The sequence below is a fragment of the Enterocloster sp. OA13 genome, assembly GCF_022440595.1.
Classification (GTDB): domain Bacteria; phylum Bacillota; class Clostridia; order Lachnospirales; family Lachnospiraceae; genus Enterocloster; species Enterocloster hominis.
In genome coordinates, this window is the sequence record NZ_JAKNTF010000001.1 from 5046122 (window position 1) to 5065566 (window position 19445).

20 protein-coding genes and 1 riboswitch are annotated in these 19445 nt (G+C 51.9%); of the genes, 7 read left to right on the forward strand and 13 right to left on the reverse strand.

The window, feature by feature from the left end:
- Nucleotides 1-136 precede the first annotated feature (136 nt).
- On the reverse strand, nt 137-337 hold the full coding sequence (locus MCJ35_RS22275) for a DUF1858 domain-containing protein (protein WP_008720329.1): 201 nt from the start codon (nt 335-337) through the stop codon (nt 137-139).
- Between the two features lie 365 nt (nt 338-702).
- Here MCJ35_RS22275 and pflB point away from each other — a divergent pair, with 365 nt between their 5' ends.
- The 5 genes from pflB to MCJ35_RS22300 all read left to right on the forward strand — a co-directional run bounded on the left by pflB (nt 703) and on the right by MCJ35_RS22300 (nt 5067).
- Complete coding sequence (gene pflB, locus MCJ35_RS22280) at nt 703-2811, forward strand: formate C-acetyltransferase (protein ID WP_025485204.1); 2109 nt, start codon at nt 703-705, stop codon at nt 2809-2811.
- A 52-nt stretch (nt 2812-2863) separates the two neighbouring features.
- Nucleotides 2864-3109 carry an autonomous glycyl radical cofactor GrcA3 gene (grcA3, locus tag MCJ35_RS22285; RefSeq protein WP_008720332.1) on the forward strand — a complete coding sequence of 82 codons (246 nt, stop codon included), beginning with the start codon at nt 2864-2866 and terminating at the stop codon, nt 3107-3109.
- 62 nt (nt 3110-3171) lie between these two features.
- A complete protein-coding gene (pflA, locus tag MCJ35_RS22290) occupies nt 3172-3933 on the forward strand; it encodes a pyruvate formate-lyase-activating protein (protein ID WP_025485201.1) in 762 nt (253 codons plus the stop codon).
- Nucleotides 3934-4055: 122 nt separating this feature from the next.
- Nucleotides 4056-4223 carry a 4Fe-4S ferredoxin gene (locus MCJ35_RS22295; RefSeq protein WP_008720336.1) on the forward strand — a complete coding sequence of 56 codons (168 nt, stop codon included), beginning with the start codon at nt 4056-4058 and terminating at the stop codon, nt 4221-4223.
- Nucleotides 4224-4353: 130 nt separating this feature from the next.
- On the forward strand, nt 4354-5067 hold the full coding sequence (locus MCJ35_RS22300) for a gamma-glutamyl-gamma-aminobutyrate hydrolase family protein (RefSeq protein WP_025485200.1): 714 nt from the start codon (nt 4354-4356) through the stop codon (nt 5065-5067).
- A gap of 108 nt (nt 5068-5175) precedes the next feature.
- Here the strand turns inward: MCJ35_RS22300 and MCJ35_RS22305 are convergent, their stop codons facing one another.
- The 12 genes from MCJ35_RS22305 to thiW all read right to left on the reverse strand — a co-directional run bounded on the left by MCJ35_RS22305 (nt 5176) and on the right by thiW (nt 16469).
- Entirely contained in the window at nt 5176-5973 is a 798-nt protein-coding gene (locus MCJ35_RS22305) for a hypothetical protein (protein WP_025485199.1), read from the reverse strand.
- Nucleotides 5970-6569 (reverse strand): RNA polymerase sigma factor, encoded by a 600-nt coding sequence (locus MCJ35_RS22310; RefSeq protein WP_051400647.1) that lies wholly within the window; start codon nt 6567-6569, stop codon nt 5970-5972. Before MCJ35_RS22310 ends, MCJ35_RS22305 begins: the two co-directional genes overlap by 4 nt.
- A 488-nt stretch (nt 6570-7057) precedes the next feature.
- The gene (gene trpA / locus MCJ35_RS22315) at nt 7058-7828 is read right to left on the reverse strand and encodes a tryptophan synthase subunit alpha (protein WP_025485195.1); all 771 of its coding nucleotides are present in this window, start codon (nt 7826-7828) and stop codon (nt 7058-7060) included.
- Nucleotides 7821-9005: a tryptophan synthase subunit beta gene (trpB, locus tag MCJ35_RS22320; protein WP_025485194.1), complete on the reverse strand. Its 1185-nt coding sequence runs from the start codon at nt 9003-9005 to the stop codon at nt 7821-7823. Before trpB ends, trpA begins: the two co-directional genes overlap by 8 nt.
- 4 nt (nt 9006-9009) lie before the next feature.
- Nucleotides 9010-9666 carry a phosphoribosylanthranilate isomerase gene (locus MCJ35_RS22325; protein WP_025485193.1) on the reverse strand — a complete coding sequence of 219 codons (657 nt, stop codon included), beginning with the start codon at nt 9664-9666 and terminating at the stop codon, nt 9010-9012.
- A 68-nt stretch (nt 9667-9734) separates the two neighbouring features.
- Nucleotides 9735-10556 carry an indole-3-glycerol phosphate synthase TrpC gene (gene trpC / locus MCJ35_RS22330; RefSeq protein WP_240299659.1) on the reverse strand — a complete coding sequence of 274 codons (822 nt, stop codon included), beginning with the start codon at nt 10554-10556 and terminating at the stop codon, nt 9735-9737.
- Entirely contained in the window at nt 10553-11611 is a 1059-nt protein-coding gene (gene trpD, locus MCJ35_RS22335; RefSeq protein ID WP_025485192.1) for an anthranilate phosphoribosyltransferase, read from the reverse strand. Before trpD ends, trpC begins: the two co-directional genes overlap by 4 nt.
- 105 nt (nt 11612-11716) lie before the next feature.
- The gene (locus MCJ35_RS22340; protein ID WP_025485191.1) at nt 11717-12298 is read right to left on the reverse strand and encodes an anthranilate synthase component II; all 582 of its coding nucleotides are present in this window, start codon (nt 12296-12298) and stop codon (nt 11717-11719) included.
- Nucleotides 12295-13860, reverse strand: a complete 1566-nt coding sequence (locus MCJ35_RS22345; RefSeq protein ID WP_025485190.1) for an anthranilate synthase component I family protein — start codon at nt 13858-13860, stop codon at nt 12295-12297. The genes MCJ35_RS22340 and MCJ35_RS22345 overlap by 4 nt, the downstream gene beginning before the upstream one ends.
- Before the next feature lie 518 nt (nt 13861-14378).
- A complete protein-coding gene (thiE, locus tag MCJ35_RS22350; protein WP_025485189.1) occupies nt 14379-15062 on the reverse strand; it encodes a thiamine phosphate synthase in 684 nt (227 codons plus the stop codon).
- Nucleotides 15049-15891, reverse strand: coding sequence for a hydroxyethylthiazole kinase (gene thiM, locus MCJ35_RS22355; RefSeq protein ID WP_025485188.1), 843 nt, complete (start codon nt 15889-15891; stop codon nt 15049-15051). The genes thiE and thiM overlap by 14 nt, the downstream gene beginning before the upstream one ends.
- A 32-nt stretch (nt 15892-15923) precedes the next feature.
- Nucleotides 15924-16469, reverse strand: coding sequence for an energy coupling factor transporter S component ThiW (thiW, locus tag MCJ35_RS22360; RefSeq protein WP_025485187.1), 546 nt, complete (start codon nt 16467-16469; stop codon nt 15924-15926).
- 67 nt (nt 16470-16536) lie between these two features.
- Nucleotides 16537-16646, reverse strand: a riboswitch (TPP riboswitch).
- Between the two features lie 265 nt (nt 16647-16911).
- Here thiW and MCJ35_RS22365 point away from each other — a divergent pair.
- Nucleotides 16912-18063 carry a M29 family metallopeptidase gene (locus tag MCJ35_RS22365; RefSeq protein WP_008720372.1) on the forward strand — a complete coding sequence of 384 codons (1152 nt, stop codon included), beginning with the start codon at nt 16912-16914 and terminating at the stop codon, nt 18061-18063.
- Between the two features lie 53 nt (nt 18064-18116).
- Nucleotides 18117-19388, forward strand: a complete 1272-nt coding sequence (locus MCJ35_RS22370; protein ID WP_025485186.1) for an SLC13 family permease — start codon at nt 18117-18119, stop codon at nt 19386-19388.
- Nucleotides 19389-19445 lie beyond the last annotated feature (57 nt).

Sequence of the window (19445 nt, forward strand, 5' to 3'; positions counted from 1 at the left end):
TAAGCATTAAAATACCTCATGCCAATAAAACAGAAAGCCATCTGCCATCCCCCATCAATATAGAAAGGCGCCTGCCATATCCCATGGATACGGCGGACGCCCTTTCATTCCCTAACCCGCTACTGCCTCTAAAGCCTTACCTGCTGGCCAGGACTTCGTTCATCCCTGCAACCAGCTTATCACAGTCAATACCGTGAACCATGCAGGCCTCTTCCAGGGACTCACCCTGGGAAGCAGGACAGCCTAAGCAGTGCATTCCTGCACGCATCAGCATAGGTGCAACCAGCTCATCCATCTGTATCAGTTCGCCAATCAGCATGCTCTTATCAATTGTCATGACTATAGTACCTCCTTATATTTCTGCTTTTAGTATTCCCTTAAAAACGGATACCTGCGCTTTTATCATCATAATACGATTTCGTGTTTTTGACAAGCCCTGGATCCACTTACATTTTTTTCATATTAACCAGAATTATCAAGGATTGTTAAAAAATATTATCATTAAAACCTATTGACGTGTATACAATGTACATCTTATAATAAATGTTGCAAAAGCAACAGCATAAACCATTTATTTTTAGTACACTATGGGTGCCAGAAGAACCGGTAAATATTTCTGAGCAGTATGGCTGTCATTCATATGGCTAATAATAATTCTATTATGATACTATCAGCACACGCATTCCACAGGAGGAAAAGTCTATGAGAACAGAATGGAACACTTTTAACGGCGGTGTATGGCAGCGGGAAATCAATGTCCGCGATTTCATACAGAAAAACTATACCCCCTATGACGGCGATGACGGATTCCTGGAAGGGCCTACTCAGAATACCACGGAGCTTTGGGACCAGGTCATGGAGCTTACAAAGAAGGAACTGGAAGCCGGCGGCGTCCTGGATATGGATACGAAAATCATTTCCACCATCACTTCCCATGGGCCGGGATATTTAAATAAGGAAAAGGAAACCATTGTGGGCTTCCAGACCGATAAGCCATTTAAGCGTTCCCTTCAGCCTTACGGCGGCATCCGCATGGCGGTGAAGGCATGCCAGGACAATGGCTATGAGGTTGATCCTGAGATTGTAGAATTTTTCACAAAGCATAGGAAGACACACAATGCAGGTGTGTTTGACGCATATACGGATGAGATGCGCGCATGCCGTTCCAGCCATATCATTACAGGCCTTCCTGACGCCTATGGCCGCGGCCGCATCATCGGCGACTACCGCCGTATTGCCCTTTATGGCGTGGATGCGCTGATTCAGGAGAAGAAGGAAGAAAAGGATTCCACACGCACCATCATGTACTCCGATGTCATCAGGGAGCGGGAAGAGCTGTCCGAGCAGATCCGCGCGCTGGAGGATCTGAAGACACTTGGAAAGATTTACGGATTTGATATTTCAAGGCCGGCGGCAGACGTTAAGGAAGCAATCCAGTGGACCTATTTCGGATATCTGGCGGCTGTTAAGGAGCAGAACGGCGCAGCCATGTCCCTCGGCCGTACCTCCACCTTTATTGACATTTACGCGGAGCGTGACTTGCGCGAGGGCAGATACACCGAATCCCAGATTCAGGAATTCGTGGACCACTTCATCATGAAGCTGCGCCTTGTGAAGTTTGCAAGGACACCTGAATATAATGACCTGTTCTCCGGCGACCCCACATGGGTTACGGAGTCCATCGGCGGAATCGGCATTGACGGGCGCCATATGGTTACCAAGATGTCCTACCGTTACCTCCACACCCTTAAGAACCTGGGAACTGCGCCTGAGCCGAACCTGACCGTGCTCTGGTCCCCAAGGCTGCCGGAGAACTTCAAGCGGTTCTGTGCAAAGACCTCCATTGAGTCCTCCTCCATCCAGTATGAGAACGATGACCTGATGCGGGTAACCCACGGGGACGACTACGCCATTGCCTGCTGCGTATCCAGCATGAGGCTGGGCAAGGAAATGCAGTTCTTCGGCGCAAGGGCCAACCTGGCAAAGTGCCTGTTATACGCCATCAATGGAGGCGTGGACGAGATTTCCGGCAAGCAGGTAGGACCAAAATACCGTCCCATCACTTCTGAGTACCTGGATTACGACGAGGTCATGGACAAATATAAGGACATGATGAAATGGCTTGCCAAGGTATATGTCAACGCCCTTAACATCATCCACTACAACCACGACAAATACAGCTATGAAAGACTTCAGATGGCCCTTCATGACAAAAAGGTGACCAGATGGTTTGCAACCGGTATTGCAGGGCTTTCCGTCGTGGCAGACTCCCTGTCCGCCATCAAGTACGCAAAGGTTAAGACCGTGCGCAACGAAAAGGGTATTGTGACAGATTATATCGTCGAGGGAGATTTCCCTAAATATGGAAATAATGACGACCGCGTGGACCAGCTGGCAGCCGACCTGGTGCACACCTTCATGAGCTTCATAAAGGGCAACCACACCTACCGCGGCGGAATCCCCACCACCTCCATCCTTACCATTACCTCCAACGTGGTGTATGGCCAGAATACCGGTTCCACACCGGATGGACGTAAGGGCGGTCAGCCATTTGCCCCCGGCGCAAACCCAATGCATCACAGGGACAGCCACGGTGCAATCGCATCCCTTGCCTCGGTTGCCAAGCTTCCGTTCAGGGATGCCCAGGACGGTATCTCCAACACCTTCTCCATCATACCGGGCGCCCTTGGTAAGGATGACCAGGTATTCATGGGTGACCTGGAAGTGGAACTGTCCGGCTGCGGCGGCTGCGAAGTGGGAGGCAACCTGTTCGAGGGCCTGGACACCGAAGCAGATATTGAGGAATCATGAACCAATAACCGTTTAACCATTCAAATGACATAAAGAAAGCGAGGACAACATTATGGTAAAAGCAAGCGAATCCCAGATTGATAACCTGGTGGCACTGTTGGACGGCTATGCCCAGGAAGGCGGCCATCATCTTAATGTAAATGTATTCAGCAAGGAAACACTTCTGGACGCCCAGGCACATCCTGAAAAATATCCTCAGTTAACAGTCCGGGTATCGGGCTATGCCGTAAACTTCAATAAGCTGACAAAACAGCAGCAGGATGAGGTCATTTCCAGGACCTTCCACGGAGCCATCTAAAATCATAACTGTCATAACCAGGGGGATTGTGGTAAAGTAAAGAGGAAAAAGGAGGGCTGCACATGATTGGACGTGTACATTCGGTTGAAAGCTTCGGCACGGTTGACGGACCTGGCATCCGCATGGTCATTTTCTTAAGCGGCTGTCCCATGAGATGCCTTTACTGCCACAATCCCGATACATGGGACCCCAAAGGGGGGACCCCTATGACCGTGGAAGAAATCCTGGCGCAGTTTGAACAGGCCCGCCCGTTTTATAAAAAGGGCGGTATCACGGTCAGCGGCGGCGAGCCATTGATGCAGATCCGCTTTGTCACCGAACTTTTCGAGGCGGCCAGGGCCAGGAATATCCATACCTGTCTGGATACCTCGGGCATCACATTCAACCCTTCATCGGAAGGAGTCATGGCCATGTTTGACCGGATTATGGCTGTCACCGACCTGGTGATGCTTGATATCAAACATATTGACCCGGAGGAACATATAAAGCTGTGCGCACAGCCCCAGGACAATATACTGGCATTTGCCAGATACCTGGAGCAGAAGAAAATACCTGTATGGATCCGCCATGTGGCGGTGCCGGGCATTACGGACAATGAAACATATCTGTACCGTCTTGGCAGGTATCTGGGAACCCTTAAGAATATAAAGGCCCTGGATGTACTTCCCTACCACGACATGGGCAAGGCCAAATATCACGAGCTTGGACTTCCCTACGCCCTTGAGGATGTGGCACCCATGGAGGCCGGCAGGGCAGTGGAATGCCGGAAGGTCATCCTGAGGGGAATGCGGGAAGCCAGGTTGTCCCAGACAGGAGGCGTTTAGGCTGATTGCTCTTGAATTTATACAATATTAACACACAGAGGCAGCATTTTCCTCTTGAATAATTGTACTTTATAGTATAAAATAAAATAACAATGTAGACAAATCTAAGGAGGTACTTAATCATGGCATATGTAATTAACGACTCTTGTGTAAGCTGCGGCAGCTGTGCTGGGGAATGTCCAGTAGGCGCTATTTCTGAGGGAGATGGAAAGTACGTTATCGACGCTGATACCTGCATCGACTGCGGAACCTGTGCAGCTACCTGCCCAACCGGAGCTATTGAAGGCTAATTGAGTTACATAAGAGCTTCTTCCTGAGGGAAGGGGCTCTTTTTCAGTTTACGGAAACACCCAAAGGCGGCACACCGCATAAAATCTATTAATGTGGAATACATAAGTTATCCGGAGGAATTCAATGATGATGAAAAAACCAGTAATTGGAATCACCCCATCCCATAATACTGAAAATGATGATATCAGCCTGCGCCCCACCTATCTGAGGGCTGTTCTGGCTGCCGGGGGTATTCCTGTGGTCCTCCCGTTAGAGGCAGGGAATGAAGATCTGGAAATGCTTGTACAGATGTTTGACGGATTTCTCTTCTCCGGCGGACCGGATCCCCATCCCTTCCTCTTTGGTGAGGAAACCCAGGCAAACTGCGGCAACGCGTCCATTCCCAGGGATACCATGGAACTGGCGCTTTTAAAAGCTGTCATGGCTGAGAAGAAACCCATCCTTGGCATCTGCCGGGGCGCCCAGATCATCAATGTGGGGCTTGGGGGAAATATCTATCAGGATATCCCCAGCCAGACCGAACGCAGTTTTCCCATTGCCCATAAGCAGCCCTTTGCATATCCGGTCCCATCCCATCATGTGCATGTTGTAAAGGATACCCTGCTTGCAAGGATATGCGGCGGCAGGACGGAAATCGCAGTCAACAGCTTCCATCATCAGGCGGTGCAGGAACCGGCTCCAGGCCTTATTGTCAGCGGCCTGGCGCCGGATACAGTCATAGAGGCCGTGGAAATGCCGGATTATCCTTATCTGCTGGGTGTGCAGTGGCATCCGGAACACATGTGGCCCAAGGACCAGGCTGCTGCCAATATATTTAAGAGTTTTGTGGAGGCATGCAGGTAATAGATACAGATAAGCCGGGAGGATCCATGATACATAAGAATCTCCCCGGCTTTCTGTTATTACTTTATACCATTACTTTCCGTTACTTCTATATATTAATGCATCCCGCTATTTATTGTCGATTACCTCTCCCGCCATCTGCACCATCTCTTCCGCAGTCAGGGAGCCGTCAAATGTAAGCATATTATAATGTGTCCCGCCATCCGTCCAGTCCACACTCTTCACCACCTGATCCTCTACCTGATCCGAGCCATAGGAGATATAAAGCTCCCCTGCATCCATCCTGGCCTGTTCCTCCTCAGATACCTGGTAGTTCGGAGGTACAAAGCGGTACTGGTCGGCCCTGTACTGAATAGCTATGCCATTGTGGTCAAAGGACTGGCTCTGTCCCGAATCCTCCCCATATGAATCCATATTGCCTACATTGATAAACAGGTCGGGCATACCGGACTTTTTATATGTCAGGTTAAGCTCCTGGCCCTGCTGAACCACATTCCCCTCATCATCCATCTGGCTCTCATTTACCGGGACGCCTGTACTGAACTGAAAACCATTGGCAAATGTCTCCGGCGCCTTTGTGACAAATCCCAGCTTTGTCTCCATCTCCCCCAGCTTATCATATGTGAAATCATCTGCATGGGAGCTATGGGAACTTATCTGTGTAACCTTACCTGCCGCCACTGCTGTCATGCTTCCAATTACACATACCGCTGCTGCCGCTACCATTATTTTTCTTGGACTCCATTTCCTCATTCTTGATTCCTCCTCTATTTTCCGGTGAACAGAGCACCGCATCCTCTCTTCATCTGCGGAAGTTACCTGTAAAGATCCAGCCTGCTTATATAAGGCATGGCTTATCTGTTCATCGAATCCCGCCATGTTCCCTTTTCCCTGCTGTCTGTTCATAAGGCTACCTCCTTTTCTGCATCCTGCCGTCTGGTCAGCTCTCTCTTTAAATTAATCCTGGCTGTGTACAGCCTTGACTTGACAGTTCCTTCCATACAGCCCATGATACCTGCAATTTCCTTTGTTGACATCTGGTTAAAATAATAGAATACCACCACCGTCCTCTGCTTGACCGGAAGGCTGCCTATGGCCCGGTACAGCTCATCATCCCTGGAATGGGCCAGCACTTCATCCAGGACCGAGGATGCCTGGGGCTCCTCCTCCCCATATACCTCCTCCACCGGCTGTTCCCTCCGGCTCTTCCTGCATATACGCCATGCTTCCCTGGTGAGTGTCTTATAGAGCCAGCTGGAAAAATGTTCCGGTTCCTTTATCTTCTTTCGGTTCATCCAGCACAGCACAAAGGTTTCCTGCACAATATCCTCGCTGTCTGCATGATTTCCGGATATGAGATATGCCATGCGAAGCACTTTGGGATAGTAATGTCCCATTAGCTGGTCAAATGCCTGGCTGTCGCCTTCCGACATCCTGCCCACAAGATATGACACTGACTGTTCCGCTTGCGTCTGTTCCGTGTGCGTCTGCCCTGTGTGCATCTGCCCTGTGTGCGTCTGCCCCATATGCATCTCCTCCTTCCATCATATATTAGTTAGTATGGTCTGTTTCTATATTTTATCGGTGCACCTGTTATATAGAGGATGCTGCGGGGAATTTGGTTCATTTTTATGAGACATATAAATTAAAATTTTTGATTATCCATATATATGCTCCATCCAGCCAGAAACCATACTGCCAGCACTGCCTATTTTGCCATCTGCCGCGTTGTCGTCAGTCAGCGGAGGACCCACTCCGCTTCCTTCCTCCGCCTTGCAGGCTGACAAAATATTCAGCGCTGGCAGTACGGTTTCTGACTGGATGGAGCATATAGATGTAAAAAGAAAGCATCCACAAAAAAGCGGATGCCTTCCTAAACTTTATTTTATCATGGGAACCTATGTCTTTCAATCATGGAATGAACGGATCCTCCAGTGAATTATCTGACTCTTCATCCACCGTTTCACCTTCCGTATCACCTACCGGGCCATCACCCCACCGCCGCCTTCATCTGCCGTACATAGTTACACACAGGCTCCACACATCCGCGGCCATATTGGGCAACCATCTTCACAATGGCGCTTCCCACAATCACCCCGTCTGACTGGGCCGCCATCTCTTTGGCCTGCTCCGGTGTTGAGATTCCAAAGCCTACTGCGCAGGGCACCTGCCTTGCCTGTTTTACCGTATCCACCATTTCCTTTATATTAGTAGTAATCTGGCTGCGGACACCGGTAACGCCCAGGGAGGATACGCAGTACACGAACCCGTCTGATTCCCTGGCAATGGCCTGGGCCCGTTCCTTGGAGGTGGGGGCTACCAGGTATATCAATACCATGCCGTATTTTTTGCAGGCAGGAAGCAGCTCCTCCCGCTCCTCAAAGGGCATATCCGGCACAATCAGGGCATCGATTCCACAATCCGCGGCATTTTTCATGAACTTACCCACACCGTAGGCAAATACAGGGTTGATATATGTCATGAATGCCAGCGGCACGTCCGTCTTCTGCCGTATCCTTCTTACGCTGTCAAATATCTTATCTGTGGTGGTGCCGGAAGCCAGGGCGCGCATATCTGCTTCCTGGATTACAATCCCCTCTGCCACCGGGTCAGAAAACGGGATGCCAAGCTCAATCAGGTCCGCCCCTGCCTCAGCCATGGCCGGAACCAGTTCCTCAGTCACTCCCAGGTCCGGGTCTCCTGCTGTTATAAATGGTATGAATGCCTTCTTATTCTCAAATACTTCCTGTATCCTATTCATAGAGTTCCACCCCCCTGTATCTTGCAATTGCCGCAACATCCTTATCCCCCCTGCCGGAAAGATTTATCACAATAACCTGGTCCTTATCCATGTCTCCCGCCACCTTCCTGGCATATGCCACCGCGTGTGCGCTTTCCACAGCCGGGATGATGCCCTCCATCCGTGAAAGATATTCAAAGGAATCCACTGCCTCATCATCAGTCACGGGGACGTACTCAGCCCTCCCTTTATCATGGAGCGCCGCATGCTCAGGCCCGATTCCCGGATAGTCCAACCCGGCGGATATGGAGTAAACCGGCGCAATCTGCCCATACTCATCCTGGCAGAAATAGGACTTCATACCATGGAAAATGCCCAGCTTCCCGGTTGCAATGGTGGCCGCGGTCTTCTCCGTCCGCACGCCCAGCCCGGCTGCCTCGCAGCCCACCAGCTTTACTCCCTCATCACCGATAAATTCATAAAAAGCCCCCATTGCATTGCTGCCGCCGCCCACACATGCAATCACCATGTCCGGAAGCTTACCTTCCTTTTCCATGAGCTGCGCCTTGATTTCCCTGCCAATCACACTCTGGAAATCCCGCACCATCATGGGAAATGGATGAGGCCCCATGACCGAACCGATGACATAGTGGGTATCGGATATCCGGTTGGTCCACTCCCGCAGGGTTTCATTGACAGCGTCCTTTAATGTCTGGGTGCCGCTGGTCACCGGATGTACCTTTGCGCCCAGAAGTTCCATGCGGTATACGTTTAACGCCTGGCGGTCCGTGTCCTCCTTGCCCATGAACACCTCACATTCCAGTCCCAGAAGGGCTGCCGCTGTGGCAGTAGCCACGCCGTGCTGTCCTGCACCGGTTTCTGCGATGACCCTGGTCTTACCCATCTTTTTGGCCAGCAGCACCTGGCCCAGGGCGTTGTTAATCTTATGGGAACCTGTGTGGTTTAAATCCTCCCTTTTCAGGTAAATCCTGGCCCCGCCCAGGTCTTTTGTCATCTTCTCTGCATAGTACAGGCGCGACGGCCTGCCCGTGTATTCCTCCAGCAGATATTTAAGCTCAGCCACGAACTGAGGGTCCTTTTTATAATGTTCATACGCTGCTTCCAGCTCAGCCACGGCACTCATCAGTGTTTCCGGTATAAACTGGCCGCCGTGGATTCCGAATCTTCCATTTGACATTGTATTAAGCTCCTTTGCATTCATTATATTCATTGATGGTCCTTACCATGGCCACCAGCTCCGCAATCCTCATCCGGTCCTTACGCCCCTCTGTCTCGGCCCCGCTGCTCACATCGATGCAGTAAGGTTCAAAGGATGCGGCCTGGACCAGATTATCCCTGTTGATGCCTCCTGCCAAGAAAAACGGCTTTGTAAGTTCAGGAATCATGTTCCAGTCAAACCGGACGCCCGCTCCTCCGTATGCGTTGGCGGTGCATGTATCCAGAAGCAGATATTCACAGGGAAGTTCCTGTGCCCTCAAGATCTGCTCCCTATCCCTGACCCTCAGGGCCTTTATGATCGGCAGGTCTGTATGGTTCCTTAATTTCCTGATATAATCCTCGTCCTCATCACCGTGAAGCTGGATCATGTCAATCACAGGCCCCTGTCCATTTCCCCTCCCTGTCAGGGAAAGGATTTCCTCCTGCGGCGCATTGACAAATACCCCTACAGCCTGAATCCGTCTGTCCAGCTCGCTCTTAAGCTGTCTTGCCTTATCCGCCGATACCTGGCGGCTGCTCTTTGCAAATACAAAGCCAATATAATCCGGTCCCGCCTCATTAACCGCCATGATATCGCTGAAACGGCTGAGGCCGCAGATTTTGATTTTACATGGTCTCATCTGATGACTCCTTTATTTACTTACTTTTCCCGTTTTAACCGCCTCCGCGTTTTATGTGTTTCCGTGTTTTAACTACATCCGCTTTTCAACTCCGCCAAAGCCATTTTCCTATCCTGCGCCCTCATCAGCGTCTCGCCAATCAAAACCGCATCCACCTTTGCCTCTGCCAGCGCCTCTATATCCTGCGCCGTCCTGATGCCGCTCTCAGCCACGAATATGGTGTCAGGCCCCACCAGTCTCCTGAGCCTTAACGCATTGGAAAAGTCCACCTCAAATGTCTTTAGGTTCCTGTTGTTAATCCCTATAATACCGGCCCCGGCATCCGCCGCCATGGAAACCTCCTCCTCTGAGTGGGCTTCCACAAGGGCGGAAAGCCCCAGCTCCCTGCTGATACGCAGATACTGCGTCAGCTGTTCTTTGCCCAGAAGGGAACAGATAAGAAGCACTGCCGATGCCCCCAGCAGCCTGGCCTCGTATATCTGGTAGGGGTCAACCGTAAAATCCTTTCTCAGGAGAGGAAGCCGTACCGCCTGGTGTATTTCCTCCAGATACCTGTCATTTCCCAGGAAAAATTCCGGTTCGGTGAGCACGGAAATGGCGTCTGCTCCAGCATCCTCATAGTCTTTCGCAATATCCACATAAGGAAAATCCGGTGCAATCAGCCCCTTTGACGGGGAAGCCTTTTTTACCTCGCAGATAAATGATATCCCCGGGCCGGACAGCGCCTGTTCAAAGGCCGTACGGCTTTTGGCTTCCCCATTTCCGCCCCCTCTGTTCTTAAGGCCTTCAGCACAGGTCAACGCCTGCTCCATTACCAGCGCCAGCGGTTTTATCCGCTTCCTCTCCTCCACCCGCCTGCGGGCGGCCGCTGCAATCGTGTCCAGTATCATGACGCCTTCTCCTTCTTTCCTGCTCCGTCCACCCCGGTTCCCGCCGCCTGGCTGGTGGCCTTGATGAACTCCTCCATCTTCCCAATGGCTGCTCCTGAATCAATGATGTCCTGGGCCTTCTTTACACAGTCCTTAACCGTGCAGCCGTCAATGCCAAGATACAGGCTGATGGCTGCGTTGAGCACCACCACGTCCCGCTTTGGCCCGGTCAGCCTGCCGGAGAGGATATCCCTTGTGATGGCTGCATTTTCCTGGGGCGTGCCTCCGATAAGTTCCTCCAGCTTACAGGATGTAAGGCCCAGTTCCTCCGGCGTGATGTCATAGGAGGACAGCTGTCCGAACCGTATCTCACACACATGGGTGGGTCCTGTTAAGGTTGCCTCGTCCAGTCCATCGCCGCCGCATACCACCATGCCCCGTATCACTCCCAGGTTAGCCAGCACCTGGGCCAGAGGCTCCACCAGTTCCCTGCTGTAGACGCCCAGAAGCTGCATGGACGCCCCCGCCGGATTGGATAAGGGACCTAATATATTGAAAATGCTTCTGATTCCTATTTCCTTCCTCACCGGCGCCGCGTATTTCATGGAGGAGTGGTAGGCCGGGGCAAACAGGAAACACATCCCTGTCTGTTCCAGCACCGCCTCCGCCTGGTCCGCTGTCAGGGCAAGCTGGGCGCCCAGGCACTCCAGCACATCCGCGGCCCCGCTCTTACTGGATACGCTGCGGTTTCCGTGCTTTGCCACATGGATGCCTCCGGCTGCTGCCACGAATGCGCTTGTGGTGGAAATGTTGAAGGTTCCCACTTCATCCCCTCCCGTGCCCACAATATCCATGACCGGGAACGGCGGGGCCAGCTTCACCGCCTTATCCCTCATGACCGTTGCACAGGCCGTAATCTCATCAATGGTCTCCCCCTTCATCCTGAGCGCTGTCAGGAAGGAAGATATCTGCGCCTGGGTTGCCTCCCCGCTCATGATCTCATCCATTACTGCCTTTGTCATATCAAAATCCAGGTCTGCCCTTTCTACTAACTGATGGATTGCCTTCTGAATCATAATCATTCTCCTTTTCAAATAAAACTGCGGTTGATAGGTCACATATGCCCACTGTATAGCTGCGTATTCACGCTGGAAAAACAAGCTGGAATATCATGCTGGAAATCACGCCGTACAAGCAAGTGAAAGGAAATTCCCCAGTATCTGTTTCCCATCCGGCGTCAGGATGGATTCCGGATGGAACTGAAGTCCGTAAACCGGATATTCCCTGTGCTGCACGGCCATCACTTCCCCTTCCTCCGAATCCTTTGCAATGATTTCAAGTTCCCCGGGCAGGTTTCCTTCCTCAGCCGCCAGGGAGTGGTATCTGGCGGCCTGTATCCTGGGCGCCAGCCCCTTAAACAGTGGTGACTGGTTGTTCACCTCAATGCTGCTCTGCTTTCCGTGCATCAGCTTCCTTGCGTGTGAGATGGTCCCTCCGAATGCTTCACAGATTCCCTGATGTCCAAGGCATACGCCCAGGATAGGCATCCTGCCCTTCAGTTCCCTCACCGCCTGTTCCAGGATGCCTGCATCCTTGGGATACCCCGGTCCCGGGGACAGGACCAGATGGCTGGGGGACATTCCCTTAATGTCCTCTATGGTAATCCTGTCGTTCCTGACCACCCGGATGTCCGGGTCGATGCTTCCAATCATCTGCACCAGGTTGTAGGAAAAGCTGTCGTAATTATCAATCAGAAGTATCATTTATCATCTACCTCCCCTGCGTTCTTGATGGCGTTTATCACGGCCATTGCCTTGTTTGCGGATTCCTCATATTCCAATTCAGGTACGCTGTCCGCCACGATTCCTCCTCCGGACTGGACCGTGACTGTCCCGTTCTGTTTGACCGCCATGCGGATGGCGATGCATGTATCCATGTTTCCGGTGAAATCCAGATAGCCAAGCGCTCCTCCGTATATTCCCCTGGGGACCTGCTCCAGTTCCTCGATGATCTCGCAGGCCCTGATTTTGGGCGCTCCTGACAGGGTTCCGGCTGGCAGCAGCGCCTCAATGGCGGAACAGCCGTCGTATCCAGGTCTTATATCGCCCTCCACCTGGGAGCAGATGTGCATGATTTTTGAGTAGCGGTGTATCATCTTGTACTCGGTCACTTCCACGGAGTCAAAGGATGCAATCCGTCCGATATCGTTCCGCCCCAGGTCCACCAGCATGTTGTGTTCTGACAGTTCCTTTTCATCTGCCAGCAGCTCCTTTTCCAGTCTCCTGTCCTCCTCATCCGTGGCTCCCCTGGGCCTTGAGCCGGCCACCGGGAATGTGGTCAGACGGCCGTCCTTCAGGCGGATCAGCGTTTCCGGGGACGTACTTATGATTTCATCGTCATCTATGTTCATGTACACCATGTAGGGCGACGGGTTGGTGGTGCGCAGGACCCGGTAGGCGTTTAACAGGCTGCCGCTGTAGGGACTGGAGAACTGTCTGGAGATGACTGCCTGGAAAATGTCGCCGTCCAGGATGTATTCCTTTGTTTTCTCCACTGTATCACAATAGGCTTCCCTGGATACATTGCAGGTAAAAACGGGTTTGGATACGGATGTAAGCTTTTTCAGCGGGGCCGTCTCATTAATCAGGGATGCGATGGCCTCAATCTCCCCGCACGCCCTTCCATACTCCTTCATCAGGTATTCCAGGTACTGGGTTTCCTTTGGGCGGGAATCCGGGGAAGGAGGATTAAAGGCCACAAGCCCCTTGGCGCCCGGATTTTCCTCAATGTTCCTTCCGGTCCTCATGTTAACCACAATCCCGATTTTCTGCTTCAGGTGGTCATAGGCAATCACCTTGTCAAACAGCATCAGGTCATAATCATTGGCTTCCCCCCTGGAGATATGGAGGGTGGGTTCTGCATATCCAATCATGGCATATGCAAAATACCCCACGAACCCGCCAGTGAAAGGAGGTTCCCCGTCAAGCCTCGGGGACTGGTAACGGTTCAGGATTTCCCTTATGACCTGAAGGGGCTGGCTGGTGGGGATGGTCTGGGACGGTATCTCTTCCATGCTGCTTTCAATGGTAACCAGGCTGTTTTTGCAGGTCACCCGCATGACAGGGTCATACCCCAGGAAGGAGTAGCGCGCCCATTTTTCCCCGCCCTCAATGCTCTCCAGAAGATAGAAGCGGCTGCTTCTGCCTGCAATGCGGCGAAGCAACGTGATGGGGGTGACGATATCCGCGTACACCTCGCGGCAGATGGGGATGATATCGTATTTGGGGGAAAGATTCAGTATTTCTTCACAGGTTGGGATAATCATATGGGAATGTCTCCTTTCTGGTTGTGGGTGCGGCTGCAGGGCCAGTGTCATCCGGCTTACATACGCCGGGCGGTCCGGATGTTGATCATCTGCAAAAAAAGAAGCCTCCATCCCTAAGCTGACCATATGTCAGCAGGGACAAAAGCTTCTGAAAACTTCTGCGGTACCACCCTGGTTGGCGTATTCCTGTTCCATGGAGTCCACCCCATGGATATAAAAAAGCATCAAGTCAAAAATAACCTGATGCTGTGTCATCGAACAAGAATTATAATACGCCCGCTCTGTAACGCACCATCATGCGTCCTCCCTGGTAACGGTGGGATACCCGTCAGCCCATACTCCCATCAGCTTAACACTGCTGGTTTCCAGCTGCCCTCGCAGGTCCATTCAGACTCTAATCCAACGCTCCCTTACACCGGCCGGAAGCTCTCTGTGCCTGGCATTACAATCTTACTTACTCCTGCTCAACAGTTTTTTATGTTTTGTTGAATGTTGAGCTTATTATAATCACATGATATTTAAATGTCAACTGTTTTTTGGAAATAACTTGAATTTTTATCACGGATTTTTATCATGGCTTCTTTTAGCCGGGCAGTAGCCAGGCATATGTCCTGTGCCGCGAAAATGCCGGAAACAATGGCTGCCCCGGCCACGTGGCTGCCTTCCAGAAGCCCGATATTCCCCAGGTTGATGCCTCCGATGGCAACCACGGGAACGTCCGAACAATCACATATGGACCGCAGGGTCTCCATGGTCATGGGCCTGGCATCGGCTTTGGTGGTGGTGCCGAAAACAGCACCGCTGCCCAGATAATCCGCGCCCTGGACACAGGCCCTTTTTGCCTGCTCCACGGTCTTGGCCGTCACCCCCAGTATCCGGTCAGGCCCCAGCAGCTTCCTGGCCAGGCCAGCATCCATATCATCCTGCCCCACATGAAGCCCGTCCGCGCCGCAGGCCAGGGCCAGCTCTATGTCATCATCGATAATCAGCGGGACCTGGTAACGCTCTGTCAATTTCCTGAGTTCCAATGCCTCGGCCAGCATCCGGTCATAATTTCCCTGTCCCAGGTTCTTTTCCCTGAACTGGACCATGGTGGCGCCTCCTTTCAGGGTTTCCTCCACCTGCTCACACAGACTCCTGCCCTTTGTCCACGCCCTGTCCGTCACCGCATAGATTAAAAGCTGATTCCTATGAAATCTCAATTTTTTTCCCTCTTTCCAGCATCCCGTCATCCAGAATGCTCATATAGTCCGTCAGGTACATCCTAAAGCTGCCTGTTCCGCCTCCTGTCCTGACGGCCTTTCCGGCAGCCAGCTCCCCGCACAGGCCATGGGCGCATACTGCCATGGCGGCGGCTTCCGTCATGGCATCGGCTTCCGTCACAGGCGCGCCCACTGCGCAGAAAGCTCCGATAATCCCATCCAGCATACACCCGCTGCCCGTAATGCGCCCCATAAAGGGATGCCCGTTCCTTATCTTCATGACCCTGCCGTGTCCGGCCACAACATCCGTTGTCCCTGTCATCACCACAACAGCGCCCGTACGGTTTCCAAGGGATACGGCGGCTTTTTCGGGCTGGTCCGTCCAATCGCCTGGCACGGAATCCACCCCGCACAGGTTCCCTGTCTCCATTCCCATAAGCGCCTGTTCCAGCATATGGATTTCAGAAACATTTCCCCGTATCACCGATGGCCTGACGGCCTTAAGGATCCTAAGGGCCGACACCCTCCGAAAGGCTGACGCAGTCACTCCCACCGGGTCAAGGATAACCGGATGTCCCAGGCCAGCCGCCTTTTTCCCGGCCAGGATCATGGCCTCAACCCGTTCCTCTTCAAGGGTTCCCATGTTCAGCACAAGGCTTTGGCAGATGGACGTGACGTCCTCCACCTCCTTAATCCCCTGGGCCATGATGGGGGAACCGCCAATGGCCAGCACCATGTTGGCCACGTCCCCAGCCGTCACATAATTGGTGATGCAGTGGACACGGGGTGAGGTATCCCTTATTTTTTTTATCCATTCTATCTGTTTCATCTGTCAGTTCCTTCCGGGCTGTACCTGCAGCCCTACCTCCCCTGTCCCTTCACTGCCACGGACGGCTGCACATCGGCATCCAGCATATGCTTCATGTACTTAAACGCCCCTGACTTACACAGCACGCCGATGAAGAACGCGGCAATCACGGTTCCGCACAGCGTACTCATAAGGAACGGCATCACGTAGGCAAAGATGGCAGCCTCCTTGCCCATCACCAGGGTGGCAACCGGATAGCACAGGATACCGCCCAGGATTCCCGTGCCGAAAACCTCGCCTCCATACGCCAGGGCCAGCTTACCCGTATGACGGTACAGCATCCCGCACACCAGCGCCCCTATCATGCTTCCAGGGAATGCCAGAAGGCTTCCGGTTCCCATCAGGTTACGGATAAGGGAGGTACAAAAAGCCATTGCCACCCCGTACCACGGCCCCAGGAACACGCCGGCCACCACATTGGCCAGGTGCTGCATGGGAAAGCACCTGGACGCCCCGATGGGGATGGAAAAGCCGGACAGCGACACCGCCACCGCCACCAGCATTGCGCTTACAGCCAGTTTCTTAATGTTCATCTTCATATCCATTTCCCTCCATATGAATTAAAAAAAGTCCATACCCCCGCGGGATATGAACCTTGATATACACAATGAAGCGCTTCATATTTCCCTACGTTGGCATTACCCAAATCAGGTACGATAGGTCGAAGTTCGATTACTTCCTCTCAGCCTGCATCACAAGCTCCCTGCTGTTACTTAGCATAGCACCGGCCATCTGTTTTGTCAATCCGGCCGTGGGAAATCCAGTTGGGAAATCTAGCCGAGAAATCCGGCATCTTTAATTTTATTAAAGTTAAGATAAATAATCTTTTATTCCATAGTTGACATCCCATATGGTATTCTTATACAAGAAGAGAAGAAAAAGTTTAACAATTTTAGGTATTCTGCTTAAGCATGGAATAAACCAAACAATTTTTATGCATATCCGGAAATGCATGAAAAGGCAAATGAAAGGAGAAATTGAATGTCAATACAGGTAGGTATCCCACAGGCAGCGATGAATTCGCTGATTGATCTTGTAGACAACGTTGCTGAGGTCAAACCTGGAATGGAGGTTGTAATTGTAGCCCATAAAGACGGGCTGTACGGCGGTGATAATCTGGTGGATGAGGAAGCCGTTTCATGGATGTCATCCGTGGTACAGTCGCGGGGCGCCCATTGTTCCATCCTTTGGCTGGACGATCCACAGGAACCGCATCACTGGCGCTATCCCCCGATCTTAAGAGGAGTTGTTGAGGAAGCAGACCTTGTGCTCTGTACTTCATTTGACATCACTACCACAGAGCTTGGGAATTTCCGCAGACATTTTGAGGATGCCCAGACATGGATGGTGCGTATATTCCCAACCACAGCACCCCTGCTGATGAGCAGATGGGCACAGACGCCTTATGAACTGGTCACGGCCATCCGCCATATCAGCTCAAAGCCGTTCATGAACCATATGTCCAGGTTTGTGCTGACCGATCCAAACGGCACCCATCTGGAAGGCTATACACTTGATCCGGTGAAGCGTCCCGGTATCCCGGGGCTGCCTTATGACTCCTACCGCAAACAGGTCCGGCATGTGTCGTTCTGGCCGGAATGGGTACATCCGCCTGTGAACTGCCAGGATATCAACGGCGTTTATTACTTTGACCGCATGCTCAGCTGGTGGTCCCGCTACATCGGGATCAGGCCGCAGTGGGAGGACTTAATCCGCCTGGATATCAAGGACGGCCGCATCGTAAAGATTTCCGGCGGTTCCGAGGCAGACGCGCTCCAGAGATTCTTAAAGGACATGGAAGGAAAGGTGGGCGATGGCATCTGGAAGTTCGATACATTCCATTTCGGCGTCCATCCCAATGCGGCGGTTACTGAGAATGAATGCCCCAATCCGCTTCACAGAAGGCTGATTGAGCACTCACATACATCGAACCTCCATGTACATATCGGCTCTGCCGGGGCAAATGAAAATTATGGCTATTACACACATATTACCGGGGACATCCGCCATGCAACACTGACGGTAGGTGATACCCTTGTATATGACAATGGATGGCTCTGCTGTCTGGAAGATCCGGAAGTACAGAAGGTTGCCGAAAAGTATCCGGGCCTGCCGGGCATTCCGAAACGATAAACCGGTGATGAATTTATATTGACACAAGTTGATGATGATTAGGGGGTTACAATATGGACTTTTCAGCAATTTCATTAATTGTATTAGTTCTGGTAATAATCGTTGCCTATATAACCAGGCTGAATGTAGGTCTTTTAGCGCTTGCAGTAGCCATTGTCCTGGCACGGTTCGGCGGAATCAAGGATTCCGTCATGTATGGCGGTATCAATCTGAACGTTTTCTGGACCCTGATTGGTATTTATTTCTTCGGGCAGTGTATGACACAGTCCGGGACACTGGCCCTGTTTGCCAAAAAGCTGATTACGAAACTGCCTGTTAAGGCAGAGGTCTGGCCGCTGATATGTTTTGTGTTTACCATGCTGTTTGCACTTTTAGGACCAACCACCATCCTGGCCCTGACCGTGGTGCCGCTGATTACCATTGAAATCGCGGGATACATCGGCGCCAATGTGGAATGTTCCATGATCCTGACCATGTTCGGCGGTCTTGCAGGCAGGATGACCCCGCTTGGCGGCAACCTGGCGGGACAGATTGCAATTGCGGAGGGCGAAGGCTTTATCGAGACAGGGGTTCTTTCCAAAATCTTTTTCTGGGACCATATCCTGGTCTGTACCATACTGGGAATTATTTACTACTTTGTATTCCGCGGGTTCAAAAAGGATAAGAAGTATGTTTCGGAAGTGGAAGCGCTTAAGGATATCCCTGCCTTTAACAAGAAGCAGTGGATCTGTATGATCTGTATGTTTGCATTCATCCTCTTTTACGCCTTCACCCAGTGGCATATCGGATTCGTGGCAATCATCTTCTCCGTAATCATGATTGCAGCGGGCTGTGTGGAGCAGAAAGATGTGCTTGATAAAACCAAATGGGGCACTGTCATCATGGTTGCCGGCACCGGCATCCTGGCGTCCGTTGTCCAGGCTCTTGGCGGTATAACAATCCTCTCCAACTTTATCGGATATGTTGCAAACCTCCCCATCGTATCCGGGGTTTACAGCGCCGTATCCGGCGTGCTGTCCATGTTTACACACGCCATGTCGGTTCCGATCCCCATTCTTTTTGCAACCGTGGAAGAAACCATACAGAGCCTTGGCGGCACAAGGCAGGATATGTTCCGCTGCCTGGCAGCCATCGGCAGCGGCGCCTATATCGGAATGTCCTGTCCTATGTCACTGGCTGGCGCCAATGTATTCGCATGCTGGACATCTGTTGTGAATCCAGGTCCCAAGGAGCAGCAGAAACAGTTTGGTAAAATGATGCTGCTTGCATTCGTGTCAACCGTCTTAAGCGGCCTTATCTGGGTATTCATAGTAAGACTGTTTTAACCGATAATACACACAGAAAAAACCGGCCGGAAGCGCTGTCATTGCGCTTCCGGCCGG